This window comes from Caballeronia sp. HLA56 (assembly GCF_054655155.1).
In genome coordinates, this window is record NZ_BAAHOB010000005.1 from 1,326,726 (window position 1) to 1,353,448 (window position 26,723).

Below are 26,723 nucleotides of genomic sequence, written 5' to 3' on the forward strand. Positions count from 1 at the left end.
ACGGGTTCATCCTAACAATGCCTGCTGGTCTTTCCAACCAAGGATTCGTGCTTTGTATGTGGGAAAGCGGTTGTGATGCTTATTTGCTCGAACTACGCGCTCACGTCGGGCCGTGAACCGGCGCGGTCGCGCCATCCGCAACCTTCACGCTTCCCGTCTCGACCATCCGCCGGCTGATTCGATGAAAACGCAGCGTCATCAGCATGGCGACGCTCGCGAGCCCCGCCGCGAGGCCCCACCACAAGCCCTTCGCGCCCAGTTCGAAGTGGAACGCGAGCACATAACCCGTCGGAAAACCGACGCCCCAGTAACCGAACGCGGCGGCGAGCATCGGCACGCGAGTGTCCTTGAGGCCGCGCAGGCAGCCGGAACCGACCGTCTGCATGCCATCGACGATCTGGAACACGGCGGCGACACCCAGCAGCGAGGCCGCGAGCGCAACCGTCTGCGCGTTTTTCGGATCGCCGAGATGCAGATACAGCCCGACGATCGCGCGCGGCACGGTAATCAGCACGAGTCCCGACAGCACCATGAAGCCGACGCCGAGCGCGAGCGCGACGAAGCCCGCATGACGCGCCGCGAGCGGCACGCCCGCGCCGACCCAATAGCTCACGCGCACGTTCGCCGCCTGTCCGATGGCAAGCGGCACCATGAAGGCCACCGACGCCACGTTGATCGCGATTTGGTGCGCGGCGAGCGGCGCTTCGCCAAGCAAGCCGACCATGAGGCCGGTGGCGAGAAACAGCGTGGATTCGACGCCATACGTGATGGCGACCGGCCAGCCGATGCCGAAGAGTTCGCCCATGAGCGGCATGCGCGGACGCGCCGCGACGACGAAATGCCGATAGCGCGGCCGCAGATGCAACAGCGCGACGAGCGCGAGCGCAATGCCCCAAATGGTGATCGTGGTCGCCGCAGCCGAGCCGAGAAACCCTTCGCGCGGCAGGCCCCAGGCGCCGTGAATCAGCCCGTAGTTGAGGAAACCGTTGACGAACACACCGCCGATCGACACCCACAAAAGCCTGCGCGCCGCGCCGATAGCCGGCAGAAACGCGCGCATCAATCCAATGCCGATGAGGCTGCCCGGCGTGCCCCAGCGCAGCACGGCGCAATACTCACCGACATTCCGGGCGAGCGTCGCGGGTTCATGGAACGCGAGGAGAATCGCCTCGGCGTAGCTCAGGAGCACGAACGCGGGCACCGCAAGCAGCACCGACAACACGAGCCCCGTCCAGTAGATGCCCGGCACCTGATGTTCGGCGTTCGCGCCACGCGCATGCGCCACCGATACGCTGACGGACGTAAGCACGCCCTGCAGCAGCGTCACGATCACGAAGAACACGTTCGCGCCCAGGCCGCCGGCAGCGAGCGCATCGGGGCCTAACGAGCCGAGCAGGATGGTGTCGGTGACGCCCATCGCCATTTGCGAGAGTTGCGCGATGGCGAGCGGCGCCGCGAGCCGCGCCGTATCGACGGCATGGCGCGAAAAACTCGGCGGATGCGCCGCCGCGCGCGTGAAATGGGATTGCATGTCTTGAGCGGCCATTCGTGGCGACGGTTTATTCCGGCGCGCGGACTTGGATCTTCTGACCATCGAGCGCGACGACCTGACCCGCGCGAATCTTGCAGGTCTTGCGCATCTCGACTTTGCCGTCGACGCGGACATCGCCCATGGCAACGCGCGCTTTCGCGGAGCCGCCGCTGTCGGCGAGCCCCATCAGCTTGAGCAGGTTATGAAGTTCGACGTAGTCGCCCGTAAGGGTGAATTGAAGCGGTGGCATGGCGGGCGCGGAGGTTACTCGGGTTGATTCGAGGTGGATTCGAGATGAATTCGGGGCGAAGGCGTCAATGATAAACCAGTGGCCGCCCTCAATAGCTGGGCACGCGCCGTGCTGGTGCATGACGGACTTCGGCGTGCGCTGTCATCGTATTGAAAGCAGGCGCGATGGCAATTGTAGCCAGATGAAACGGTCGGTAACAACGACTCGGTTCGTCGAACTTGGACGCGCATCGCTGAGTCCGATAGTTTGATCGATACAGCTTCGGTCATCTTTCCAATCGACAAAAGTCGTGCGTCATCGCAGTTCATGGCCGCCGACGCTTAAACCAAGAGAGGACCTCGCTCATGATTAAGACTCGAAATCTGATGATCGGCACCGCATTCGCCGCCCTGACCGCCGCTTCGGGCGCTTTCGCCCAAACTACGGACGCCGTGCCGGCACAACCGGCGACACCTGCGCCGCAAAATCTCGTCGCGCCCGCGCCGACCGATCCGCTGGTCCAGCGCCGCAACGCGAACGCCGAGGCGAACGCGGAGTACAAGGCATCGAAGAAGGCTTCGCAGGCCGACCTGAAGGCCGCGAACAAGCAGGCGAAGGCGCAGTACAAGGAGCAGGTGCGTAACGCGAAGATCAATCGCAAGGCGGATAAGGACGCCGCCAAGGATGAGTTGAACGCGACGGAATCCAACACGCCGAAGGACACGGGCTTGCAGCATTGATTTCGATGCGTTGGACGCGCGCCGCAGTGCCGTGGCGCGCGCTTCATGAGGCTTGAGAAAGGGAGGACACACCATGACTCGATCGAAGAATGCAGTGTTGGCCGCCGTGATTGCCGGGACGCTTGCGAGCGTCTCAGTGGTTTCGTTCGCGCAGACGACGAGCGATCAGCAGCCGAGCAGCGCGGACAAGAAGGCATCGAAGAAGCAGGCCGAGGCCAACAAGGACGCGGCCGTCGCTCAGGCCAAGGCCGACAAGAAGAAAACCGAAGCGCAGTCGAAAGCGAACGAAGCGGCTGCGGATGCGAAGCTCAAGAACGCGAAGAAGGCGGATTAGCAGGACGGTTGTTCGGGTAGTGCGAATGGTCCAGTCGGGTGCAACCCGCTGGGCCGTTTTTTTTGCATAACCAACCGTTGAGCGCAAACCCTTGCGTCTCCAGTCTGTATGGATATACAGTACACGTCACACTTTTTTGCGCCTCTTCCCGTGCTGACGCTCCCTGAAGAAACCGCCACCGCCGACGCAGCCGAAGCCCAGGTCGCCGCCTATCTCGCCAAGCTCAACGAGGCGCAGCGCCACGCCGTCGAATTCGGCGTCGATGAACCCAACCGCTGCGGCGGACCGCTTCTCGTCATCGCGGGCGCGGGGTCTGGCAAGACCAACACGCTGGCGCACCGCGTCGCGCATCTGCTGGTGAAAGGCGCCGACCCGCATCGCATCCTTTTGCTTACTTTCTCGCGCCGCGCCGCCGTCGAGATGACGCGTCGCGTCACGCGCATCGCCATGAACGCGCTGGGCACCAAGGCCGCCATCGCGCAAGGTCTCACGTGGTCAGGCACGTTCCATAGCGTTGGCGCGCGTTTGCTGCGCGATTACGCCGATCTCGTCGGGCTCGCGCCGTCGTTCACCATCAACGACCGCGAAGACTCCGCCGATCTCATGAACCTCGTGCGCCACGAGCTCGGGTTATCGTCGAAAGAGAAGCGCTTTCCCGCCAAGTCCACGTGCTTCAGCATTTATTCGCGCGTGGTCAACACGGGCGCCTCGCTTGCCGCCGTGCTGGATCAGTCGTATCCGTGGTGCCGCGAGTGGGAGGCGGACTTGAAGCGTCTCTTCGCCGCCTACGTCGCGGCCAAACAGACGCAAAGCGTGCTCGATTACGACGACCTCTTGCTTTACTGGTCGCATCTCGCGGCCGAGCCGACGATCGCCGCCGATCTGTCGAGCCGCTTCGATCACGTGCTCGTCGACGAATATCAGGACACCAACCGCCTTCAGGCCACCATTCTTCTGGCGATGAAACCGGACGGCCGCGGCCTCACCGTCGTCGGCGACGATGCGCAGTCCATCTACTCGTTTCGCGGCGCAACAGTGCGCAATATTCTCGATTTTCCGCGGCACTTCGACCCGCCCGCCGCGACCGTCACGCTCGATCGCAACTATCGTTCGACGCAGCCCATTCTCGAAGCGTCCAACGCGGTGATCGGCATGGCCACCGAGCGCTATACGAAGAACCTCTGGACCGACAAGGCATCGGCGCAAAAACCGCGCGTGGTGAGTGTCGCCGATGAAGCCGATCAGGCGCGCTATATCGTCGAGCAAGTGCTGGAGGCGCGCGAGGGCGGCATGAAGCTCAAGTCGCAGGCCGTGCTGTTTCGCGCGGCGCATCACAGCGCGACGCTCGAAATCGAACTCACGCGCAAGAACATTCCGTTCGTGAAATTCGGCGGGCTCAAGTTTCTCGACTCCGTGCACGTCAAGGACGTACTCGCCGTATTGCGCTGGGCGGAAAATCCGCGCGATCGTGTCGCCGGCTTTCGCGTGGCGCAATTGCTGCCGGGCGTCGGGCCGGCCATCGCCGGGCGGCTGCTGGACAGCGTGGCGCAAGCCGAACGTTCATCGAATGCGATTGCCGCCTTCCATGCGCCCGCCCGCGCCAGCGAAGACTGGCCGCGTTTCGTCGGCCTGATGGCGAAACTCTGCGGCCGCGAGAGCGGCTGGCCGGCGGAGTTCGAAATGATCCGCCGATGGTACGAGCCGCATCTCGAACGCAATCACGAAGACGCGGCCATTCGTATTGGCGACGTATTGCAGATGGAGAGCATCGCGTCGACCTATCCCACGCGCGAGCGCTTTCTCACCGAACTCACGCTCGATCCGCCCGATGCGACCAGCGACGAGTCCGGCGTGCCTCTCATCGACGAAGACTATTTGATTCTCTCGACAATCCATTCGGCGAAGGGGCAGGAATGGCGCAACGTTTTCGTGCTGAACGGCGTGGACGGCTGCATTCCATCCGATCTGGGCACGGGTAGCGACGAGGAAATCGACGAAGAGCGGCGGCTGCTTTATGTGGCGATGACGCGCGCGAAGGAAGATCTGCATATCGTCACGCCGCAGCGCTTTTACGTGCACAACCAGACGCATCTGGGCGACCGGCACGTGTGGGCGCAACGCACGCGCTTCATTCCGCAGCATCTGATGCAGAACTTCGAAGCCACCGCGTGGCCGCCGGTTCCGGTCGCCGCCGCGCCGACGGCGGCGGGACTCGCGGCCGCGGCTAAGGCGAAGATCGATATCGCGGCGCGCTTGAAGGGGATGTGGGATTAGCGGTAAGCGGCGCCCGGTCCACGCCTAACGCTGCGCCCGCGAAGTCTTCGGCACGCGCGGCGCCGGCGCAAAGATGCTCCGTAGCCATGCGGCAAACCGCGTGAACCCATCATAAGGTTCATCGACAAACAACTCCGGCCGCAGCGAGCGAATGTATTCGAGTACCTGCTGCGCTTCCTGCTTCTGAATCGACCCATAAAAAATGCCGAGCCGCAGCAGACAGCGCAATTCACCGAGCTTCTCGCGCGCATTCGAGCCAACGCTGTTTTCCACCGCGATCTTCGTCTCATAGGTGCGCTGACGCAGCGAATCGGCGAGGCGCCATGCGGGCGTCTGCATCTTCTCCTCGACTTCGCGGATATCCATCGCGGCTGACTTGATCTGCGAGGCGAGCACATCGACTTGCGAAGCATCGCCCTTCGCCTCGGTGACGATGGCCGTCGCCCATTCGCGCGATGCCTTCACGAGATCCTCGGCGTTCCAGTCCGAGCGGATCGCGAACGCGAAACCGTGTTCGGCCGCCTGTCGGATCAAAATCTCGACGACATCCGGAAATTCCTTGTCGAGCGCGCGCTTGGCCCACGCGTACTGGCCTTGCGACAGCATGCGCTGCACCGCCTGCTCGGTCAGCGGCGTCGGATTGTCGAGCAGCTTGGCGCGCAGAAAGTCCTCGAACGTCGGCGTGACGAACTGCGGGTCGAGCTTGAGCGACAGGCGCATGAACGCCTCATAGTCGCGATGCAATGAAGCGATGGTCTCGTCGCGAAACGATAGGGTTATTTGACGCATGTTGGTTCCCGGTTCCGCGCTCGGATGGCCCGATGGCGGGAAATGCCTTTGGCGTCCGCTTCGACGGCGGAGTCCATTCGTTTCTGATAACGGCGTTACAGCCGGGAACTTGAGGGTGTTCTGAAAGCCGTTGCGCGAAGAAGCCTTTAACGCAAGACGACGAACTGCCAAACGAAGAAAACCGCGAGCGACACCCCGATGGTAAGTAAGGGCCGCCTGGTCCACGCGCACACGGCCACCGCAACCACGGCGGCCACGAGTTGCGGGTTGCGCCAGGTGATTTCCGCGCCGTTGCCGTGCGGCGAGACGGTCATCGGCACGATGATCGCGGTCAGCACCGTCACCGGCACGAAGCCGAGCGCCGTGCGCACGATGGGCGGAAACGGCAACCGCTCGCCCAGCACGAAGACGGCCGCGCGGATCAGATACGTGACGAGCGCCATGCCGAGAATCAGCAGCACATAGTTCGATGTGGTCATCGTGCGCGCTCCTTGCGGTTATCGCCGTTCGATTCACGCTCGCGTCGTTCCATCAGCGTGATCGCCATGCCGACTCCGATTCCCACCAGCACCGCCGCAAGCAAGCCGAGCTTGTATGGCCAGTCCTGCCACGCGAACGACAGCACGCCCGATGCAATCGCCGCCGCGACAAAGCGCACGGCCACCAGTTGCGGCACGATGATGGCGATGAACGTCGCGACCATCGCGAAGTCCAGCCCGAGCGACTTGAGCCCTGGGAATGCGGCGCCGAAGAGCAAGCCGACGAGCGTCCACAGTTGCCAGTTCAGATACATCGAGAGGCCGGAGCCGAAGAAGTAGTGCGGGCCGATTTCGCCCGGCGCGCGCTTCTGGTAATGCGCGTAAGCGACGGCGAACACTTCGTCGGTGAGCAGACCCGACAGCGTCCAGCGCCAGCGCGCGGGCAGATGCGCGACATAAGGCGCGAGCGTCGCCGAATAAAGGACGTGCCGCAAGTTGATGACGAAGGTCGTCGCCCAGATCACGATGAAGCTCGCGTGTCCCGCGATCATGCCGATGGCGATGAACTGCGCCGAGCCCGCGAACACCGCGAGCGACATCAACTGGCCGTGCCAGAGCGTGAGCGGGCTCGCCGTGACGAGCGTGCCGAAGATGACGCCGAAGGGCGCGGCGCCGACCATCATTGGAATGGTGTCGCGCGCGCCGGCGGCGAATTCCCGCAGCGCGGGGGTGGATACTGCTTTCAAATCGTGCCTCCGTTATAAGCCAATATGAGCGCTTGGGCAGTCATATCGGTCGCCGGGAGGATAAGGCATGCAGTAAGCATCGGGCTTGTACGATCGTGCGGCGCTCGTGGCTCGCGTGATGGTTTCAACCAGCCTGCCGGCAAGTCGTACAGTTTACAACTTCATTGTGGGCGCGGCGGAGCGCGCGCATCGCTTCACTTCCTTCACTTCACGGGAATGGTCGTGCCTTCGGGAACCGGCACCGCCGTCACGCTGTTCTTCGGACTACCGGTCGCAATGCGGTCGCTGTAGGTCAAGTAGACGAGCGTATTGCGTTTGGCGTCGACCACGCGCACCACGTGCAGCGTCTTGAAGATGAACGACATGCGGTCGGAGAAGACATCGGTCTTCTGCTTGAGCGGCTGAGTGAATTTGATCGGCCCGACCTGACGGCAGGCGATAGACGATTCCGTCGGATCTTCCGCGATGCCGAGCGTGCCTTTCACGCCGCCCGTGCGCGCCCGCGACACGTAGCAGGTGACGCCCGCGACGAGCGGATCGTCATAGGCTTCGACGGTCACGCGGTCGGAACCGGTGAAACGGAAGTTGGTGTTGACGCTCGCGATTTCCTCGGCCTGCGCTGTTGCCGCGCCGAACAAGGTAACGAGCGCCGCAGCGGTAGCGGTGAGGAGAGTGCGGTTCATCGTGATCCTTCGGAAAAAGAGAAAGGGCGTCGTATTGTATCGACGCCCTTGCTGTTTTCCCGCAAGCATTCGGCCAATCGGCGATTCAATGGAAGATCAAATACAGGATCACCAGAACCACGACCGGCACACCGAGCAGCCATCCGAGTAGGTAAGGCATGTCGTCCTCCTTCGCGTGTTGTTTTTGACAATTCCAGTATCGCGAGGAAGCGCGCGGGGCGTTAGCCGTGTGTGTCCTAAATACGTGTAGGCGCAGTCCTATGCTCTCTTACCGGCACGTTACGATTGGTCATTCCATCACGCGAATCCTGCGCGCTGGCTGATCCCGATACAGCGTGCGCACGTAATCGAGATGCGCTCCGGCGCATTCGCGGGCGCGGGCGGGGTCGCGGGCGGCGATGGCATCGAACATGGCGCGATGCTGGGCGAGCAGGTTCGCTTCGACTTCATCGTCGTAATCGACCAGACGGTGCGATGTCAGCATGGACTCGCGCACCAATTCGTTGAGACCGTGCATGACGTGCGCCAGCGCGACGTTGTGCGTGGCGTCGGCGATAGCCAGATGAAACGCGGCGTCTTTTTCGGCAATGCGCGTGCTCTTGTCGGCCACCGCGGCTTCGAGCGCCTGGAATGCATCGGCGATGCGCGTCAGATCCGCCTCGGAGGCGCGCTCGGCGGCGTAGGCAGCGGACAGCGTTTCGAGGCCATGACGCAATTCGAGGACATCGGCGCTGGCGTTGGGTTGCTGTTCGAGGAGTGCGGCGAGTGGATGCGACACGAGCGGCGCCGTCACATCCGACACGACGAATCCGCCGCGCGCCACCGCGCGGATGAAGCCGTCCGACTCCAGCCGAATAAGCGCCTCGCGCAGCGACGGCCGCGAAACGTTGAGTTGTTCCGCCAGATCGCGCTCGGCGGGGAGGCGCTGGCCAGGCAGGAGCGTGCCGTTCGAGATCAACTCGCGTATCTGCCCCGACACCACGTCCGACAAGCGCACGCGGGCGTAGGAATGCGAGTGGACGGGCTGAAAAGGCATCGTTCGAGCAAGTGGAGGTAAATCGGGACTTTCGGAGTTTGACACGAAAGGGCCATCTCTTTAAAGTCTTGGTCAGACCAAGCTTACCAAAATCCGGCCCCCAATCCTCAAGTCGCCGTTTCGGATCCCATGAAAGTCGCCCTGTTTGTGCCCTGTTTCATCGACGCCTTCTATCCGCAGATCGGCGTCGCCACGCTGGAACTGCTCGAACGCCTCGGACTCGATGTCGATTACCCGCAGGATCAAACCTGCTGCGGCCAGCCGATGGCCAATAGCGGCGCTCACAAGGAAGCCGCAGGCGCCGAGCGCGTGTTTACGCGCAACTTCGCGGATTACGACTACGTCGTCGGACCGTCGGCGAGTTGCGTGCATCACGTGCGCGAGCACTTCACGGCCATCGAACAGACGAGCGCGGTATCGAAGGTCAGAAAAAACACCTACGAGCTCGTCGAATTCCTGCACGACGTCTTGCAGGTGCGCGAGTTTCCGTGGGCCGAATTCCCGCATCGCGTCGGGCTGCACAACAGTTGCAGCGCGGTGCGGCACTTGCGCGAAACCTCGAATTCGGAAGTGGCGGCGGCGCCGTTTTCCAAGCCGCGCGCGCTGCTCGAAGGCGTGAAGGGCATCGAATTCGTCGCGCCCGCGCGACCCGACGAATGCTGCGGCTTCGGCGGCACGTTCTCCGTGACCGAGGAAGCCGTGTCCGTGCGCATGGGTCAGGACAAAGTGCGCGATCACGTCGGCGCGGGCGCGCAGTACATCGTGTCGGGCGACATGTCGTGTCTCATGCATCAGCAGGGATGCGCCGAGCGTCTCAAACTCGATGCGCGTTTCATCCATATCGCGCAGGTTCTCAACGGAGCGCGCGCATGAGCAAGACCTCGGGCAAGTCGGTGAGAATCGATCACGCGAAGGCGGCGGGCGCGTTTCTGCAGAAGTCGGATCACGTCGCGTTCCACGACAAGCGGCTGTGGGACTTGCGCAGCAAGCGCGACGCGCAGGCGCACGGTATTCCCGAATGGGAGGAGATGCGCAATCTCGCCTCGGGCATCAAGGAACATACGCTGTCCAATCTCTCCGAATACCTCGCGCAGTTCGCGGATCAGGCGGAGAAGAACGGCGTCGTGGTGCACTTCGCGGCCAACGCGGAAGAGCACAACGCGCTCGTCCACAAGCTGATGAGCGAACGCGGCATGACCACGCTCGTCAAGAGCAAATCCATGCTCACCGACGAATGCTACATGCGCGACTATCTCGAACCGCGTGGCATGACGGTGATGGAAACCGATCTTGGCGAACGCATTCAGCAGTTGGATCACCAGGACCCGAGCCATATGGTCGTGCCAGCCGTGCACAAGCTGCGCGCGGATGTGGCGGAGCTTTTTGGACGCACGATCGGCACCGATCCGGACAACAGCGACATCCACTATCTCGCCGAAAGCCAGCGCATGGACACGCGGCCGTACTTCGTGCGTGAGAAGACGGCCGGCATGACGGGCTGCAATTTCGCGGTGGCGGAAACGGGCACGGTCGTCGTCTGCACGAACGAGGGCAACGCGGATCTCTCGGCGAACGTGCCGCCGCTGCATATCGCGTCCATCGGCATCGAGAAGATCATTCCGCGTATTGCCGATCTCGGCGTGTTCGTGCGCATGCTTTCGCGCAGCGCGCTCGGCTCGCCGATCACGCAGTACACGTCGCACTTTCGCGCGCCTCGGCCGGGCACGGAGATGCATTACATCCTCGTCGATAACGGCCGTTCCGAACGCCTCGCGCTCGACGACTTCTGGTTCTCGCTCAAGTGCATTCGCTGCGGCGCGTGCATGAATACGTGTCCGGTGTATCGGCGAAGCGGCGGGCTATCGTACGGCGGCACGTACTCGGGGCCGATCGGCGCGATCATCAATCCGACGCACGATCTCAAGCGCTACAGCAGCCTGCCGTTTGCCTCGACGATGAACGGCAGTTGCACCAACGTCTGCCCGGTGAAGGTGAATATTCACGAACAGATCTACAAGTGGCGCGAGGTGATCGCCGAACGCCACGAAGTGCCGTTCGTGAAACAGGAAGTGTTGAAGATGGCGGGACGGCTGCTCGCGAGTCCGACGCTTTATCGCGCGACGGTGGCATCGCTTGGCGGCGCGCTCAAGCGGCTGCCGAACTTCGTGCTGTACAACCCGCTCAACATCTGGGGCCGGCAGCGTGACTTGCCCGAAGCGCCCGCCGAGACCTTCCACGAGTGGTACAAGAAAAACCGGAAGATCGCCAAATGACGACTCGCGAAGCTTTTCTGTCGAAGATCCGCGCGGCGCAGCCCGCTTCGCGCCCGCTCCCCGATGTGCCCGTCTTCGCGACGCCCGAGGGCGATCTGCGCACGCGCTTCGAAACCGCGCTCATCGCCATGGGTGGAACATGCGTGGAAGCGCAGAGCCTCGACGAAGTCGGCGCGATGATCGCGCAACGTTTCGGCGATGGCGCAGCGGTGGCGTCGGCGGTGGCGGGAATCGAAGGCACGCGGCCGATTACGGTCGATACCGTTCCGTCGTCGCTTCAGGATGTCGATGTGGGCGTCGTGAGAGGGCGCTTCGGCGTGGCGGAGACTGGCTCCGTGTGGTTCAGCGAAAAGGAGTACGTCGTCAATTCAATCGGCTATATCGTGCAGCATCTCGTCGTGCTGCTCGATCCTTCGCAACTTGTCGAAGGCTTGCAGCAGGTTTATCGACGACCCGATTTTCAGTCGGCCCGTTATGCGGTGCTAGTGACGGGGCCTTCGGCCACGGCGGATATCGAGGGCGTGCTGATTCGCGGCGCACAGGGCGTGCGATCGCTGACGGTTGTCTGGCTTGCTGCTTAGATGCTTAGAAGAGCGCTACTGCTATTTGCGCAAACAAAAAAGCCCAGTCGAATGACTGGGCTTTTTGTATGAAACTGGGTGGCTCCCCGACCTGGGCTCGAACCAGGGACCTACGGATTAACAGTCCGGCGCTCTACCGACTGAGCTATCGGGGAACAGCTACTACGCTTGAAACGAGTCTCTGATGAGACAAAAAACCCAGCTCACAACTCGGCTGGGTTTTCCTTTGATTCTGTCTGGAACCTGCTCGATACTGAGTGGCTCCCCGACCTGGGCTCGAACCAGGGACCTACGGATTAACAGTCCGGCGCTCTACCAACTGAGCTATCGGGGAACATCTACTGCAGAGAAACGAAATTATAGGGAGCGCTTTCTGCGCTGTCAACGCTCAATCTTCATTCAATAACGGTTTTTTGCATCGAAATTGATTGATCCTGCGCGTCCGACAAATGACAGGGCGGCAAATACAGCCGCTTAGCGCTCCAGCAGATCCAGCTTTTCCTTCACGTCCTTGAATTCGTCGGCTTCCGGCAGCGGCGCCTTGGTCTTCGTGATGCTCGGCCAGTTGCGCGCGAGTTCCGCGTTCAGTTCGGTGAAGTGTTGCTGGTCGCTGGGAACGTCTTCTTCGGCATAGATTGCATTCACCGGGCATTCGGCCACGCACACGGCGCAGTCGATGCATTCGTCCGGATCGATCGCGAGAAAGTTGGGACCTTCGCGGAAGCAATCCACCGGGCACACGTCCACACAATCGGTGTAGCGGCACTTGATGCAGCTTTCGGTCACAACGTGAGTCATTCAGGCTCCTGCATGCGCAATTCGGGGGAGGGCGGCGTTTTTAGATGACCATATGGGCAGCGGCACAGGGCCGTGCGCGGCTCGCTCGCCAAAACGCATATTGTAGCGTAACGGTAAAAGGCGACGCGAGCGCCGCGCCATGCGCCTTATATCGATTCGTGATTAATGTATGCGGCTTTCCTAAAAGGGCCGGGGCGGCAGGATGCCGTGCACGCATTCGGGTAACATGAACGGACAGCGCGCGGCGCGTCTCGTCAATAGCGGTCGGTAGCGGCCTATACAGCGCGCGGGCATCCTTGCATCGATGTACAAGCCAGAACCATGATCATCAATTCGCTGCTCGATACCGATCTCTACAAATTCACCATGATGCAGGTGGTCCTGCATCATTTCCCGGCGGCGCACGTCGAGTATCGGTTTCGCTGCCGCACGCCGGAAGTGGATCTGGTGCCGTTCATCGACGAGATTCGGGACGAGGTGCGTCAACTCTGCAACCTGCGCTTCAAGGAAGAAGAGCTCGACTATCTGCGGCGCATGCGCTTCATCAAGAGCGACTTCATCGACTTTCTCGCGCTCTTTCATCTGAACGAGAAGTCCATTCGCATCGCGCCGTCGAAGAAGGGCAACGGCGAGATCGACATCGAAATAGAAGGGCCTTGGCTGCACACCATTCTCTTCGAGATTCCGGTGCTGGCCATTGTCAACGAAGTGTATTTCCGCAATACGCAGAAAAAGCCCGAGTACGAAACCGGGCGCGAACGTCTGCGCGACAAGATCAAACTGCTCGCCACACCGCCCGAATATTCGGACTGCAAGATTGCCGATTACGGCACGCGCCGCCGCTTTTCGGGCCAATGGCACGAGGAAGTCGTGCTAACGCTCAAGGAGCGGCTCGGCGAACAGTTCGCGGGCACGAGCAACGTGTTCTACGCGATGAAGCATGGTTTGCGTCCGCTTGGCACCATGGCGCATGAATACCTGCAAGCGTGTCAGGCACTCGGCCCGCGTCTGCGCGACTCGCAGATCTTCGGCTTCGAGATGTGGGCGAAGGAATATCGCGGCGACCTGGGTATCGCGCTGTCGGATGTCTACGGCATGAAGGCGTTCCTGCGCGACTTCGACATGTACTTCTGCAAGCTCTTCGACGGCGCGCGTCACGATTCCGGCGATCCCTTCGACTGGGGCGAACGCCTCATCCGGCATTACGAGGAAAACCGCTGCGATCCGCGCACCAAGGTGCTCGTGTTCTCGGACGCGCTGGATATTCCGAAGGTGCTGCAACTGTATGAGCGTTTCCGCGGGCGCTGTCAGCTCGCGTTCGGCGTCGGCACGAATCTCACGAATGACCTGGGCTATCAGCCGTTGCAGATCGTCATCAAGATGGTTCGCTGCAATGGTCAGCCGGTGGCGAAACTCTCCGATTCCCCCGGCAAGAACATGTGCGACGACAAGGCCTATCTGGCTTATCTGAGGCAAGTGTTCGGCATCGAGAAGCAAGCGGGCGAGACCGACTGACGCTTGGTTCGTGCTTTGTTCCCGCGCGCGGCCTATGCCTTTCGGCCGAGGTTCGCGCGCTCAAGACCGCTCGATATAATTCCATCGTGCCGCCAGGACTCGTGGCGCGCACGCATCCGGAACACTCTCGCACTCGTAAGGACGGCACCATGGACACATCGGCGGCGCGCCGCAATATTCTCGCGCGCATACGCAGCGCGCAGGGCAGACGCGGTGAGCCGACCGAAGCCGAGCGTGCCACCGCGAACGACTATCTGACGCGTCATCCCGAAGGTCCGCGCCCGCCGTTGCCCGACACCCGCGACGCGCTCATCGCGCGGTTCCGGCTCGAAGCCGAACGGCTCTCGACGACCGTCGCCGAAGTCGCCGCGCTCGGCGATGCTCCCGCCGAAGCCGCGCGCTACCTCCGCTCGTTGAACCTTGCCACCGATGCCGTCGCATGGCCTGCGTTGGCTGAGTTGCCGTGGGCCCAGGCGGGCATTCAGGCGTCGTTACGCAAGCCGGAAGACGCGGATCTCGTCGGCATCACGGGCTGCTTTTGCGCGACGGCGGAAACCGGGTCGCTCGTGTTGCTGTCCGGCCCGGATACGCCTGCGTCCGGCGCGCTCTTGCCGCAGACGCATATCGCGGTCGTGCCGGCTTCGCGCATCGTCGCGGCGCATGAAGACGCCTTCGCACTGATTCGCGCCGAACGGGGCGAACTGCCGCGTGCGGTGAACTTCGTTTCCGGGCCGTCGCGCACCGGCGATATCGAGCAGACCATCGTGTTGGGCGCGCATGGGCCGTATCGCGTGCATGTAATCGTCGTGACCGAAGCGTGAGCGCAGTGCGCTCTCTTCTCCTCGGCTGCATGGCATTGCTCGGCGCGATGTCGAACGCGTCGGCGGCCACGGTCGATGGCGCGAGCTTGTCGGCGGCGTGGGGCGTTCCGTTCTTCGGCATGCTGCTTTCCATCGCGGTGTTTCCGCTCGTCGCGGCGAAGCTCTGGCATCACCACTTCGGCAAGATCGCGTTGCTCTGGGCGCTCGCGTTTCTCGTACCCTTCGCGGCTGCGTTCGGCGGCGGCACGGCGCTCGGCGTATTCGTCCACGCGATGCTCGAAGAGTACATACCGTTCATCGTTTTGCTGGCTTCCTTGTACACGGTCGCGGGCGGCATTTGCGTGCACGGCGATCTTCGCGGCTCGCCGCGTCTGAATGCCTCGTTGCTCGCGCTGGGAACCGTGCTGGCAAGCCTCATGGGCACGACCGGCGCGGCCATGCTGCTGATCCGCCCGCTCTTGCGCGCCAACGAAAACCGCAGGCATGTCGTGCATGTGGTCGTGTTCTTCATCTTTCTCGTGGCAAACGTGGGCGGCTCGTTGTCGCCGCTCGGCGATCCACCTTTGTTCCTCGGCTTTCTGAACGGCGTCGGTTTCTTCTGGACGACCACGCATCTCTTTCTGCCGATGCTCCTCGTCTCCATCGTTCTCCTCGCGCTCTTCTACGCGCTGGATACTTATTTCTGGCGCAAGGAAGAAAAAACGCAGCCCGGCTCGGTCGGGACGATTGCAGTTCGCATCGACGGCAGGATCAACTTTTTGCTGCTCGCGGCGGTCGTCGCATTGGTGCTGATGAGCGGCATCTGGAAGCCGGGCGTCGTGTTCGATGTGTACGGCACGCATCTGCATTTGCAGAACGTCGTGCGCGACGCGGCTCTGGTGATCGTGCTGCTCGCATCGCTCGTGCTCACGCCGAATAGCGCGCGCGAGGGCAACGCGTTCGACTGGGCGCCTATCGAAGAAGTGGCAAAGCTTTTCGCGGCCATTTTCATCACCATCGCGCCGGTCATCACGATTCTGCGCGCGGGCGAGTCGGGCGCGTTCGCGGGCATCGTGCACGCGGTGTCCGACCAAGGCAAGCCGCACGATCTCGCCTTTTTCTGGGCCACGGGCATCCTGTCTTCGTTCCTCGATAACGCGCCGACGTATCTCGTGTTCTTCAATCTCGCGGGCGGCGACGCTCCCACGCTCATGACCACGGGCGCGTCCACACTCGCGGCAATCTCGGCGGGCGCGGTCTTCATGGGCGCGAACACGTATATCGGCAATGCGCCGAATTTCATGGTGAAGGCAATCGCCGAATCGCGCGGCATTCGCATGCCGGGCTTCTTCGGTTATATGGGATGGTCTGGCATCGTCCTGTTGCCGTTATTCGCCGTCTTGGGCTGGCTATTTTTCTAGGAGCAATTCGATGAAGAAGGTGCTTGTTGCGCGTCCCACTTTTCCCGATGTGGTCGAACGTCTGAAACAGTATTTCGAAGTCGATCTGAATCCGGGCGACGTGCTTGGCCAGGAGGAGTTTCGCGCGCGTCTGGCCGACAAGGACGGCGCGTTCACTGCCGGCGAAATGGTCGGCGAAACGGAACTGGCGGGCTCGCCGAACCTGAAAGTCGTCGCGAACATGGCGGTCGGCTACAACAACTTCGACATGCACGCCTTCGACGCGCACAAGGTGCTCGGCACCAACACGCCCAACGTGCTGAACGAAACCACCGCCGACTTCGGCTGGGCGCTCATGATGGCTGCGGCCCGGCGCGTGACCGAATCCGAGCACTTTCTGCGCGCGGGCAAATGGCAGAAGTGGAGTTTCGATTCGTTCCTCGGCACCGACGTGTACGGCTCGACGCTCGGCGTGATCGGCATGGGCCGGATCGGGCAAGCGCTGGCGCGCCGAGCGGTGGGCTTCGACATGCGCGTGATCTATCACAACCGTTCGCGCGTCGCGCCGGAGATCGAGTCGCAACTCAACGCGGAGTACGCGTCGAAGGAAGACTTGTTGAAGCGCGCGGATCACGTCGTGCTCGTGCTGCCCTACACCAAGGAGAACCATCACACCATCGGCGCGGCCGAACTCGCGTTGATGAAGCCGACGGCCACGCTTACCAACATCGCGCGCGGCGGAATCGTCGACGATTCGGCGTTGATCGCCGCGCTGCGCGAGAAGCGTATCGCGGCGGCGGGGATCGACGTGTTCGAAGGCGAACCCGACTTCAATCCCGATTTCCTGTTGCTCGACAACGTCGCGTTGACGCCGCATATCGCGAGCGCCACCGAGTCGACGCGCCGCGCGATGGCGAATCTCGCCGCGGACAATCTCATCGCCGGTTTGGGTGAAGGACCGCGCGCCGGCAATCCGCCGAATCCGATCAACCCGGACGTGCTGTAAAAATGATCGAACTGTTGTACGGCGCGATCGCGCTCCTGGCGATTGCGCTTCTAATTGCGCTCGTCGTCCTGTTTGCGACGATGCGGCGCACGTCCCGCGTCGATATCGAAGAGGAATTCGTCGCGCTCACCGACCGCGTGAACGACATGGGCGAGGCGCAGGCGCGCGCGCAGGAGCGGCTCGAACGCGGCTTGCGTGGCGATATCGCGGAGAGCGCGCGCGTCTCGCGCATGGAATCGCAAAGCGGCTTCACACAGTTTCATCAGACGCTCGCGACGCAGTTGGCGAGCACGTCGAGCGTGCAGAACGCGCAGTTCGACGCGCTTGCGCAGCAACTCGCGCAGCAGAGTCAGCAGGCGCGCGACGATCAGGGCAACGCGCTCAAGCGCTTCGCCGACTCCATGACTTTGCATCTCGGCCAGCTATCGGAAGCGAACGAACGGCGGCTCGGCGAAGTGCGCGCGACGCTCGAAGCGCGCCTCAAGGACATCGAGGCGAACAACTCGGCGAAGCTCGATGAAATGCGCCGCACCGTCGATGAAAAGCTGCATTCCACGCTGGAGCAGCGGCTCGGCGAATCGTTCAAGCTGGTGTCGGACCGGCTCGAACAAGTGCATCGGGGCTTGGGTGAGATGCAGACGCTCGCGGCGGGCGTCGGCGATCTGAAGAAGGTGCTGACCAACGTCAAGACGCGCGGCATTTGGGGCGAAGTGCAGCTGGAGTCGTTGCTTGAACAGTTGCTCACGCCGGATCAATACGCGAAGAACGTCGCGACCGTGCCCAAGAGCAACGAACGCGTGGAGTTTGCAGTCAAGTTGCCGGGCCGTCACGACACGCCGGGCGCGCCGGGCGATGCCGCGACGCCGGTGTGGCTGCCTATCGACGCCAAGTTTCCGCGCGAGGACTACGAGCGTCTCGTCGATGCGCAAGATCGCGCAGATCCCGTCGGTGTGGAAGAGGCCGCGCGTGCCCTCGAAGGACGCTTGCGCGCGGAAGCGCGTTCCATCGCGCAGAAGTACGTGTCGCCGCCGCATACGACCGACTTCGCGTTGCTGTTTCTGCCGACCGAGGGTTTGTATGCCGAAGTGCTGCGGCGTCCGGGTTTGACCGACTATCTGCAGCGCGAGCATCGCGTGAGCGTGGCCGGTCCGACTACACTCACGGCGCTGCTCAACAGTCTGCAAATGGGCTTCAGGACGCTCGCTATCGAAAAGCGGTCGAGCGAGGTGTGGCAGGTGCTCGGCGCGGTGAAAACCGAGTTCAACAAGTTCGGCGATGTACTCGCGAAAACGAAGTCGCAGCTCGAAACCGTCACGCGCTCGATCGAAGCGGCGCAGACGCGCACGCGTCAAATGGGCAAGCGCCTGCGCGACGTGGAAGCACTTCCGGGTGAGGAAGCGCGCGGTCTGCTCGGGGATGACGAGGCCGCGCTGCCGCGAGATGGGGACGACGAGCTTTGACGAGCTTCAGATGAAAAGCGGCCTGCGCGTCAGCGATGCAACCGCGTCTACGAAGCCAACCGCTCCAGCGACTCACCCGTGATACGCACGATGCGCCAGTCCGGCAATACGGTTGCGCCCATCTTTTCATAGAAGTCGATGGCGTTCTGATTCCAGTCCAGCACCGACCATTCGAAGCGGCCGCACTGACGCTCGACCGCAAGTGCCGCAAGCCGCTTGAGCATCTGCGTGCCGAGGCCGCTGCCGCGCAACGTCGGGCGCACGTAGAGATCTTCCAGATACAGCCCGCGCTTGCCGAGAAACGTGGAGAAGTTATGGAAGAAGAGCGCATAGCCGACCACTTCGCCCGCCTGTTCCGCGACCAGCGCTTCGGCTGACGGACGCGCGCCGAAGAGCGCATCACGCACGCCGTCTTCGGTCGCGATAAACAGATGCGTGAGCTTCTCGAATTCCGCGAGTTCGTACATCAGCGCGTAGATCGCGCCGATATCGGCGGGCGTGGCGGGGCGAATCGACGCGCCGCTCACGCTTCCTCCGGTGCGTCGGACAACACGATTTCTATGCCGCCGAAACGCGACGCCACCCAGTTATAAGCGTGGCACGCAATCCACAACAGCACGAAGCCAAGGATTGCGTTGAGCAGCAGCGCGCTCGTGACCGTGCTCACTTCCACCGAGCCGTATCGCACGAACGCGACCACCACGCCGAGCAGCACGATCGGCACGCTGAAAGTCAGATACACGAGGATCAGGGCCTTGGCCGTCTGTCCGGGTGCAATGGATGAGATCTGCTTTTTCATGGACTGAAAACCCGTCTATCGATAAAAAATGGTGGTGATCGCGTCGCCGTACTTTTTGGCGCGCTCAAACGAGGCCGTCGAACGGCACGATATCCACGGAATCGCCCGTTTCGAGATTGCCGCGATCGTGTTCGAGCACGATGAAGCAATTGGCCCGGCTCATGGAACTCAGCACGCCTGAACCTTGCGGCCCGGTGGTCACGACGCTCCATTGACCGTCGGCGCGGCGGCTTGCAATGCCGCGCTGAAATTCCGTGCGGCCCGCGCGCTTTTTGATCGGCTCGGCGCAGGTCGCGCGAATCTCGATGAGCGGCTGGCGTGCGGCGCCCGACATGGCCAGCAAGGCTTCACGGACGATGAAGTAGAACGTGGCCATCACGGCAACGGGGTTCCCCGGCAAGCCGAAGAAGAGCGCCGATTCGCCCGTGCCCGCGCGCGGTCCCGACCACAAGCGGCCGAATGCGAGCGGGCGGCCGGGACGCATGGCGATCTTCCAGAACGCGACGTCGCCGAGCGAGTTCATCAGTTCGCGCGTGAAATCGGCGTCGCCAACGGAGACGCCCCCCGAGCTGATGACGACATCCGCTGCTTGCGCCGCTTCGCGCAACGCCTTCTCCAACGATGCCCGGTCGTCGCGCACGATGCCCAGATCGACCGTCTCGACATCGAGGCGGCGCAGCATCGCGAAAAGGGTGTAGCGGTTGCTGTCGTAAAGGCTGCCGGGCGCAAGCGGTTCGCCGACGGAGCGCAACTCGTCGCCCGTGGAAAAGAACGCGACGACGAGACGCTTCCGCACCGCGACTTCGGCGATTCCGAGCGACGCAAGCAAACCGAGGTCGGACGCACGCACGATACGGCCTGCTTGCAAAGCGGCCTTGCCGCGAGCCAAGTCTTCGCCAGCGAGCCGCCGGTTCTGGCCTTCGCTTACGACGGTTGATGGGAAGCGAATGACGTCGTCATCGCGCGTGACGAGTTCTTGCGGCACGACGGTGTCGCAGCCTGGCGGAATCAGCGCGCCCGTCATGATGCGCACGCATTGAGCCGAGTTGGGTTCGGCGCTGAAGGGACGTCCGGCGAGCGCGATACCCGCGACGTTCAGCTCGACGGCATCGCGCGCGGCATTGAGCGCGGCGCTTTTGAACGCGTAGCCGTCCATTGCGGAGTTGTCGAATGCCGGGACATCGATGGGCGAGATCACGTCTTCGGCGAGCACGCGGCCGAGCGCTTCATAAAGACTTACGCGTTCGACACGCCCGGCATTTCCACGCGGCATGGCCCACTGACGAACGATTTCCTGCGCGGCCGCAACCGGCAGCGCGTTCGGATCGTAGTAAGTGACGCAAGCGGAGAAGGGCCTGGACGTGGTCATGAATCGGAATGGTCGCGACCGAAGTCGGGAAGGACAGCGATGCTGGAACCGGCTGAACCTGAACGAATGCGCGTGGCTAACGACGCGCCAGTTCAGCTAGCTGATGCAAATCATTGATATTGTAAAACGCGCGATCATCGTGAAATGGCACTTGCACCGCCTTGTGGCGCGCGTACCACGCACGGACCTTGCGCTCGCCGGCGGCAAGCCAGGCGTCGAGATCGTCGGCGAGCGAGGTTCGAATCAGCGCAAATACCGGATGTACGATGCGCGTTTCGTCCGTATCGACGGTCGCCGCATAAGCGATGTCCGCGCCATGTTCGTCGAGCGCGCGTCGCAACGTGGTGCCGAGTTGCGGATCGACGAAAGGCGCGTCGCAAGGCGCGGTCAGCACGAACTCGGTGTGTGCCGCGCGCAATGCAGTGGCGATGCCGGCAAGCGGGCCGGGATAATCGGCGAGCGAATCGGCGATGACGCGTGCATCGAAACGCGTAGCGAGCCGAGCGTAGTCGTCGCCCGAACGATTCGCGCTGATGAGCATGGCGTCCGTCTGCGGCGCGAGGCGGCGCAGCACATGCAACGCGAGCGGTTCGTCGCGCAGGAGCTGTAGTCCCTTGTCGACGCCGCCCATGCGCGAGCCGCGTCCGCCCGCGAGCACGAGTCCGGTAGTCTGATTTTCCGGAGCCACGGGCATCAACCGCCGATGTACGACATCTCGACGCGCGGCGCCTCACGGCGCGCGTTTCCCGCCGCGCTGCCGCGCAATTGCGAGTAGCGATCGCCGCGCGCGTGCCAGATGTGCGCAACGGCGTTGGCGACGTCGGCATCGCTCGCGCCGCCGCGAATGAGCGCGCGCAGATCGTGGCCGGACGTGGCGAAAAGGCAGAGGTACAGCTTGCCTTCGGTCGAGAGCCGCGCGCGCGTGCAAGTGCCGCAGAACGCGCGCGTGACGCTCGAAATCACGCCGATTTCTCCGCTGCCGTCGAGATAGCCCCAGCGTTGCGCGGTTTCGGCGGCCGTATGCGCTTCGAGCGGCGCGAGCGCGAAGTGCTCGGCGATCCGCTCGACGACTTGCGCGGACGGCAACACCTCGCTCATGTTCCAGCCGTTCGACGCACCGACATCCATGTATTCGATGAAGCGCAGCACCACGCCGCTGCCCTTGAAGTGACGCGCCATCGGCACGACTTCCTGATCGTTCGTGCCGCGCTTGACGACCATGTTGACCTTGATCGGTAAAAGGCCCGCCGACTGCGCGGCTTCGATGCCGTCGAGCACGTCGGCCACGGCGAAATCGGCGTCGTTCATGCGGCGAAAAAGCGTGTCGTCGAGCGCATCCAGACTGACCGTGACGCGCGACAGCCCCGCATCCTTGAGCGAACGTGCCTTGCGCGCGAGCAGCGATCCGTTGGTGGTCAGCGTGAGATCGAGCGGACGGCCTTCGGGCGTGCGCAGAAGCGCGAGTCGTTCGATCAGAAATTCGATGTTCTTGCGCAGTAGCGGCTCACCGCCCGTCAAACGGATTTTTTCGACGCCGTGGGCCACGAAGACGCGCGCCAGCCGCTCGATTTCCTCGAACGAGAGCAGGGCGGAATGCGGCAGAAACGGGTAGTCCTTGTCGAACACGTCGCGCGGCATGCAGTAGACGCAGCGGAAGTTGCAGCGATCCGTGACCGAGATGCGCAGATCGCGCAGCGGACGCGCGAGCGTGTCCGTCAGCAACCCGGATGGCAATGCCACCGCGCCGGAAAAATCCGGAATGGCGCTGACATCGGCTAAGGGGATGATGCGTCGGGACATGGTGGCGGTCTTGCTCGGCTCGGAGGCTTGTTCGAATAGTAGAAGCACGTAGTCATTTTAGCGGAACGCGGCGAACCAGTCGTCTTACCCTTTGGTACAGGCTTTCCATACCTAGGCGTCAAAAAAAACGCCATCGACGTTAGCCGATGGCGTTTTTCCTGCGCAACCGGGCGTTCCGTGGAACGCCCCGGCGGCGGCACTACGCTTACTGCGCGTCTTTGCCGGTTTCCACTTGCTGCATCGGCGCGGCGCTCACAGGCGGCAGCGGCTTGCGCTCGCGCGGCACGCGTGCCGGCGCGGCTTCGCGCTCGGCTGCGGCGTTGGCGTCGCGCAGCTTGCTGGCGTCCGTGTTGACCCAGACGAGGCCGGCGGATTCGAGCATCGGCTGCAACGCTTCCGTCGATACCGGCGTCGCGGCCGGTGCAGCCGCGGGCGCGGCGGCTTTCACCGGCTCCGCTTCCACTGCGACGGGCTGCGAAGCCACTGCCGTTTCAATCACGCTTTCAGCCGTCACCGTTTCCACGGCCTGGACCTGCACGGGCGGAACCGAAGTCGCCTCAGGCGTCGCTGCAACCGCGGCGACCTTGACGGGTTCGGCGGGTTTGGCCCGTACCGGCGCGGCTTCGGCGGACGGCGTTTCCGCGATTGCCTCAGCCGGAGCTTCGACCGGCTTGGCCGTTTCGACTGGCTTCGCGGTTTCGACAGGCGCGGCCACTTCGACAGGCTTCGCTTCTTCCACGGCTGCGGGAGCAGCAGACGTGGCAGGCGCGAAAGGATCGGCAGGCTTCGTTTCCGCGAGTTTCGGCGTCGGGCCGAACGGGTTATCGACCGCGAGCGACGCATCCGGCTTCGCGAAAAACTCCGGCGCCGGTTCGGGCGTCGTCGCCTTCAACTGCGCGTTCGCTTCGATAGCCTCGGTCTGCGACGGCTGCTCGACGCGCACAGGCGCTTGCACCGGTGCAGCGACGGCTTGCTCGGGCGCCTTCTCCACGCTGCGTTCGGCGACAGGCTGCGGCGCGGCAACGGCCGGACGCGGTTCGCGACGCGCGGCGGCTTCTTGCGCGGCTTCGGCATCGAACACGCCAGCTTGCGCCGACATGCTTTCGGCTGCGCCTTCCGCTTCGGCGACATCGGCGGCGTGATTCACCGTCGTGCCGTCATCTTCACGTTCGCGACGACCGCCACGACGACCGCGACGGCGGCGACGACGCTCTTCGCCATCACGCGCGGCTTGTTCCGCCGACATCGCGTCGAGGCCGTTTTGCTGCGCGAAGTCGTCGTCGGTTTGCGCCGTTTCGACGATCTCCGACGGCACCGCTTCGCTTGGCGTCAGTGCTTCGACGGCGGTTTCGGCTTGCGGCTTGCGACGCTCGCCACGTTCCGGACGCTCGGTGCGTTCCGCACGATCGCCACGTTCACCACGCTCGCCGCGATCCGCACGCTCGCGTCGTTCCGGACGCTCCGCAGCCTCGGCGCGCGGTGCGCGTTCGGCGTTTCGGTCCTGATTGCGTTCGCGCGGCTCACGTGCCTCACGCGGCTCGCGCGCCTCGCGGGGTTCGCGTCCTTCACGTCCTTCGCGTGCTTCACGCGGCTCACGAACTTCGCGCAATTCACGGCCTTCGCGACCCGGACGCGCCTCGCGGTCTTCACGGCGTGCGCCTTGACGGCCCGTGCCATTGCCGCCGCCAACCGCGCCATTCACGCCGTTTGCGCCGGCAGCGGCACCCACGGCCGCGCCATCGCGATTCGCACCGCCACGGCGATTACGGTTGCGATCGCCGCCGCCCGTGCGTTCGCCGCGCTCCGGGCGCTCGCGTGGCGCGCGTGTGGCGGGTTGCGCTTCGACCGGCGCGGGCGCCGGTTTGACTTCAGGCTGAATGCCGAACAGGTTCTTGATCCACGCGATGAACCCGCCGCTCGCCGGCTCCGGCGTCGCTGCAACGGGCGCGGCCTCGACCGGCGCCGGTTTGACCGGCGCGCTCGGCGCGGGCTTCTCGGGCGTGATGCCCTTGACCGCCGCTTCCTGCTTCGGCTTTACTTCCTCGGTGCGTTTGCTGTAGCCGGTTTCCGATTCCATCTCGGTTGCCGCTTCCACTGCCATCTTCCACGAGGCGCGCGGTTCGTCGAGACGGGCATCGTCGTGACGCAGACGCTCCAGCTTGTAATGCGGCGTCTCCAGATGCTTGTTCGGAATCAGAACGACGTTGACCTTGAAGCGCGACTCGATCTTGTTGATTTCCGAGCGCTTTTCGTTCAATAGGAAGGCGGTCACTTCGACCGGCACCTGGCAATGAATCGCTGCGGTGTTTTCCTTCATCGCTTCTTCCTGAATGATCCGCAGCACTTGCAGCGCGGACGACTCGGTATCGCGGATATGGCCCGTGCCGTTACAACGCGGGCAGGTGACGTGGCTGCCTTCGGAGAGTGCCGGACGCAGCCGCTGACGCGACAGTTCCATCAACCCGAAGCGAGAAATCTTGCCCATTTGTACGCGCGCACGGTCGTGCTTGAGCGCGTCTTTCAGGCGCTGTTCGACCTCGCGCTGGCTCTTTGCCGACTCCATGTCGATGAAGTCGATCACGATCAGCCCGCCCAGATCGCGCAGACGCAACTGGCGCGCGACTTCGTCGGCGGCTTCCAGATTGGTGCGCGTGGCGGTTTCCTCGATGTCGGCGCCCTTGGTCGCGCGCGCCGAGTTCACGTCGATGGCGACGAGCGCCTCGGTGTGATCGATCACGATCGCGCCGCCCGAAGGCAGCGGCACCGTGCGCGAGTACGCGGTTTCAATCTGATGCTCGATCTGGAAACGCGAGAACAGCGGCACGTCGTCGTGATAGCGCTTCACCTTTTGCAGGTTGTCGGGCATCACGATGTCCATGAAGGCGCGCGCCTGATCATGGATTTCGGTCGTGTCGATGAGAATTTCGCCGATATCCGGCTGGAAATAGTCGCGAATCGCGCGAATGACGAGGCTCGATTCGAGATAAATCAGCATGGGCTGGCCGGCGACGCCGCTCTGCGACGCGGCTTCGATCGCGCGCCACAGTTGCATCAGGTAATTCAGGTCCCACTGGAGTTCTTCGGCCGAGCGTCCGATTCCCGCCGTGCGCGCGATGATGCTCATGCCTTCCGGCAGTTCGAGCTGCGCCATGGTTTCGCGCAGTTCCTGCCGCTCGTCGCCTTCGATCCGGCGCGACACGCCGCCGCCGCGCGGGTTGTTCGGCATCAGGACGAGATAGCGTCCGGCGAGCGAAATGAACGTGGTCAGCGCCGCGCCCTTGTTGCCGCGTTCTTCCTTTTCGACCTGAACGATCAGTTCCTGGCCTTCGCGCAGCGCGTCCTGAATGCGCGCGGAGCGCATCTCGATGCCGTCGCGAAAATATTGGCGGGCGACTTCCTTGAACGGGAGAAAACCGTGGCGGTCCTCGCCGTAGTTGACGAAACAGGCTTCGAGCGACGGCTCGATGCGGGTGACGACTCCCTTGTAGATGTTGCCTTTGCGCTGTTCGCGCCCGGCGGTTTCGATGTCGATATCGATGAGCTTCTGCCCATCGACGATGGCGACGCGGAGTTCTTCCTGCTGCGTCGCATTAAACAGCATGCGTTTCATTGAACGGCTCCAGAGCGGCTCTGCCGTCCCTCATCTTGCGAATCGGCGCGGAGTTCGAACCCGTGGTCGAACATCGGCGGGCGAAGCGGGAGGGCGAGCGTGCCGCGCTTTTTGTGTGTTGTCACAAAGCACGCTGGAGCGGGACTTCTGGCGGGAGAATTGCCGAAAGCGGGCACGGGCGCATGAGCGGGCCGGGCCGTGGGGCACCTTGCGACAACTGGGAGGCGCGCCGATACGGTGCGCTGCGCGGTATAACGCGTCGAGGAAAAACGGCGGCGCCGGGGGTTTCGCGTCTCAAATTAGACGCGCCAAACCCGCTGCGCTCTTCGAACAGAGCCTTCTCCTCCGACGGCGGCAATGCAGGAGGGCGGCCTCGCGTAATTTCGCGCGATGCTTCTTCGCCGACCTCGACCCTTGCCTGACCGCGCTGGCACGGCCGCAGACCCGAAAGCTCCGCTGGCGTGCCGCATG

Annotated in this window: 25 protein-coding genes and 2 tRNA genes; 11 read left to right on the top strand and 16 right to left on the bottom strand. The window is 63.2% G+C overall.

What is annotated here, in order from left to right; all coding sequences use genetic code 11:
- Positions 1-100 precede the first annotated feature (100 nt).
- Together ACYQ47_RS25765 and ACYQ47_RS25770 are read right to left on the bottom strand one after the other, a co-directional pair.
- On the bottom strand, positions 101-1,531 hold the full coding sequence (locus ACYQ47_RS25765) for an MATE family efflux transporter (RefSeq protein ID WP_459907566.1): 1,431 nt from the start codon (positions 1,529-1,531) through the stop codon (positions 101-103).
- 28 nt (positions 1,532-1,559) lie between these two features.
- Entirely contained in the window at positions 1,560-1,781 is a 222-nt protein-coding gene (locus ACYQ47_RS25770) for an RNA-binding S4 domain-containing protein (protein WP_244825859.1), read from the bottom strand.
- 344 nt (positions 1,782-2,125) lie between these two features.
- On the opposite strand from ACYQ47_RS25770, the gene ACYQ47_RS25775 reads away from it, so the two are divergent.
- From ACYQ47_RS25775 to ACYQ47_RS25785, 3 genes are all read left to right on the top strand, one after another.
- Positions 2,126-2,500: a hypothetical protein gene (locus tag ACYQ47_RS25775; protein ID WP_244825857.1), complete on the top strand. Its 375-nt coding sequence runs from the start codon at positions 2,126-2,128 to the stop codon at positions 2,498-2,500.
- Positions 2,501-2,573: 73 nt separating this feature from the next.
- Complete coding sequence (locus ACYQ47_RS25780) at positions 2,574-2,834, top strand: hypothetical protein (protein WP_459907569.1); 261 nt, start codon at positions 2,574-2,576, stop codon at positions 2,832-2,834.
- Positions 2,835-2,942: 108 nt separating this feature from the next.
- Positions 2,943-5,108 (top strand): ATP-dependent helicase, encoded by a 2,166-nt coding sequence (locus ACYQ47_RS25785; protein WP_284503805.1) that lies wholly within the window; start codon positions 2,943-2,945, stop codon positions 5,106-5,108.
- A 24-nt stretch (positions 5,109-5,132) separates the two neighbouring features.
- Here the strand turns inward: ACYQ47_RS25785 and ACYQ47_RS25790 are convergent, their stop codons facing one another.
- The 5 genes from ACYQ47_RS25790 to ACYQ47_RS25810 all read right to left on the bottom strand — a co-directional run bounded on the left by ACYQ47_RS25790 (position 5,133) and on the right by ACYQ47_RS25810 (position 8,841).
- The gene (locus ACYQ47_RS25790) at positions 5,133-5,897 is read right to left on the bottom strand and encodes a DUF4088 family protein (RefSeq protein ID WP_244825852.1); all 765 of its coding nucleotides are present in this window, start codon (positions 5,895-5,897) and stop codon (positions 5,133-5,135) included.
- Between the two features lie 146 nt (positions 5,898-6,043).
- Positions 6,044-6,376 carry an AzlD domain-containing protein gene (locus ACYQ47_RS25795; protein ID WP_250465282.1) on the bottom strand — a complete coding sequence of 111 codons (333 nt, stop codon included), beginning with the start codon at positions 6,374-6,376 and terminating at the stop codon, positions 6,044-6,046.
- Positions 6,373-7,059, bottom strand: coding sequence for an AzlC family ABC transporter permease (locus tag ACYQ47_RS25800; protein WP_309845285.1), 687 nt, complete (start codon positions 7,057-7,059; stop codon positions 6,373-6,375). The genes ACYQ47_RS25795 and ACYQ47_RS25800 overlap by 4 nt, the downstream gene beginning before the upstream one ends.
- A gap of 266 nt (positions 7,060-7,325) precedes the next feature.
- Positions 7,326-7,805, bottom strand: coding sequence for a CreA family protein (locus tag ACYQ47_RS25805; RefSeq protein ID WP_250509318.1), 480 nt, complete (start codon positions 7,803-7,805; stop codon positions 7,326-7,328).
- Positions 7,806-8,094: 289 nt separating this feature from the next.
- On the bottom strand, positions 8,095-8,841 hold the full coding sequence (locus ACYQ47_RS25810) for a FadR/GntR family transcriptional regulator (RefSeq protein ID WP_244825847.1): 747 nt from the start codon (positions 8,839-8,841) through the stop codon (positions 8,095-8,097).
- A gap of 129 nt (positions 8,842-8,970) precedes the next feature.
- Between ACYQ47_RS25810 and ACYQ47_RS25815 the strand changes: the two genes are divergently transcribed.
- Genes ACYQ47_RS25815 through ACYQ47_RS25825 form a run of 3 tightly spaced genes read left to right on the top strand, consistent with a single transcriptional unit; the run spans position 8,971 to position 11,695 of the window.
- Entirely contained in the window at positions 8,971-9,714 is a 744-nt protein-coding gene (locus ACYQ47_RS25815; protein ID WP_250526077.1) for a (Fe-S)-binding protein, read from the top strand.
- A complete protein-coding gene (locus tag ACYQ47_RS25820) occupies positions 9,711-11,114 on the top strand; it encodes a lactate utilization protein B (RefSeq protein ID WP_459907573.1) in 1,404 nt (467 codons plus the stop codon). The genes ACYQ47_RS25815 and ACYQ47_RS25820 overlap by 4 nt, the downstream gene beginning before the upstream one ends.
- Positions 11,111-11,695 carry a LutC/YkgG family protein gene (locus ACYQ47_RS25825; RefSeq protein WP_244825844.1) on the top strand — a complete coding sequence of 195 codons (585 nt, stop codon included), beginning with the start codon at positions 11,111-11,113 and terminating at the stop codon, positions 11,693-11,695. The genes ACYQ47_RS25820 and ACYQ47_RS25825 overlap by 4 nt, the downstream gene beginning before the upstream one ends.
- A 79-nt stretch (positions 11,696-11,774) precedes the next feature.
- Here ACYQ47_RS25825 and ACYQ47_RS25830 read toward each other — a convergent pair.
- From ACYQ47_RS25830 to fdxA, 3 genes are all read right to left on the bottom strand, one after another.
- Positions 11,775-11,850: transfer RNA gene (locus ACYQ47_RS25830), tRNA-Asn, on the bottom strand.
- A gap of 103 nt (positions 11,851-11,953) precedes the next feature.
- Positions 11,954-12,029: transfer RNA gene (locus ACYQ47_RS25835), tRNA-Asn, on the bottom strand.
- 140 nt (positions 12,030-12,169) lie between these two features.
- Positions 12,170-12,493: a ferredoxin FdxA gene (gene fdxA / locus ACYQ47_RS25840; protein ID WP_459907576.1), complete on the bottom strand. Its 324-nt coding sequence runs from the start codon at positions 12,491-12,493 to the stop codon at positions 12,170-12,172.
- Between the two features lie 321 nt (positions 12,494-12,814).
- Here fdxA and pncB point away from each other — a divergent pair, with 321 nt between their 5' ends.
- The 5 genes from pncB (at position 12,815) to ACYQ47_RS25865 (ending at position 18,674) form a co-directional block, all read left to right on the top strand.
- Entirely contained in the window at positions 12,815-14,008 is a 1,194-nt protein-coding gene (pncB, locus tag ACYQ47_RS25845) for a nicotinate phosphoribosyltransferase (protein WP_250509316.1), read from the top strand.
- A 149-nt stretch (positions 14,009-14,157) separates the two neighbouring features.
- Complete coding sequence (locus tag ACYQ47_RS25850) at positions 14,158-14,829, top strand: LutC/YkgG family protein (RefSeq protein ID WP_250509315.1); 672 nt, start codon at positions 14,158-14,160, stop codon at positions 14,827-14,829.
- A gap of 29 nt (positions 14,830-14,858) precedes the next feature.
- Positions 14,859-16,229 (top strand): sodium:proton antiporter, encoded by a 1,371-nt coding sequence (locus ACYQ47_RS25855; protein WP_459909316.1) that lies wholly within the window; start codon positions 14,859-14,861, stop codon positions 16,227-16,229.
- Positions 16,230-16,239: 10 nt separating this feature from the next.
- A complete protein-coding gene (locus ACYQ47_RS25860) occupies positions 16,240-17,214 on the top strand; it encodes a 2-hydroxyacid dehydrogenase (RefSeq protein WP_310396404.1) in 975 nt (324 codons plus the stop codon).
- Positions 17,215-17,216: 2 nt separating this feature from the next.
- Positions 17,217-18,674, top strand: coding sequence for a DNA recombination protein RmuC (locus tag ACYQ47_RS25865; protein WP_459907579.1), 1,458 nt, complete (start codon positions 17,217-17,219; stop codon positions 18,672-18,674).
- A 47-nt stretch (positions 18,675-18,721) separates the two neighbouring features.
- Here the strand turns inward: ACYQ47_RS25865 and ACYQ47_RS25870 are convergent, their stop codons facing one another.
- From ACYQ47_RS25870 to ACYQ47_RS25895, 6 genes are all read right to left on the bottom strand, one after another.
- Complete coding sequence (locus tag ACYQ47_RS25870; protein ID WP_305038162.1) at positions 18,722-19,201, bottom strand: GNAT family N-acetyltransferase; 480 nt, start codon at positions 19,199-19,201, stop codon at positions 18,722-18,724.
- On the bottom strand, positions 19,198-19,473 hold the full coding sequence (locus ACYQ47_RS25875; RefSeq protein WP_049655276.1) for a hypothetical protein: 276 nt from the start codon (positions 19,471-19,473) through the stop codon (positions 19,198-19,200). Before ACYQ47_RS25875 ends, ACYQ47_RS25870 begins: the two co-directional genes overlap by 4 nt.
- 64 nt (positions 19,474-19,537) lie before the next feature.
- A complete protein-coding gene (gene moeA, locus ACYQ47_RS25880; RefSeq protein WP_459907582.1) occupies positions 19,538-20,842 on the bottom strand; it encodes a molybdopterin molybdotransferase MoeA in 1,305 nt (434 codons plus the stop codon).
- A 76-nt stretch (positions 20,843-20,918) separates the two neighbouring features.
- Positions 20,919-21,536, bottom strand: a complete 618-nt coding sequence (gene mobA, locus ACYQ47_RS25885) for a molybdenum cofactor guanylyltransferase MobA (RefSeq protein WP_459907584.1) — start codon at positions 21,534-21,536, stop codon at positions 20,919-20,921.
- Entirely contained in the window at positions 21,536-22,642 is a 1,107-nt protein-coding gene (gene moaA, locus ACYQ47_RS25890) for a GTP 3',8-cyclase MoaA (RefSeq protein WP_250465275.1), read from the bottom strand. Before moaA ends, mobA begins: the two co-directional genes overlap by 1 nt.
- Before the next feature lie 205 nt (positions 22,643-22,847).
- Complete coding sequence (locus ACYQ47_RS25895; RefSeq protein ID WP_459907587.1) at positions 22,848-26,252, bottom strand: Rne/Rng family ribonuclease; 3,405 nt, start codon at positions 26,250-26,252, stop codon at positions 22,848-22,850.
- Positions 26,253-26,723 lie beyond the last annotated feature (471 nt).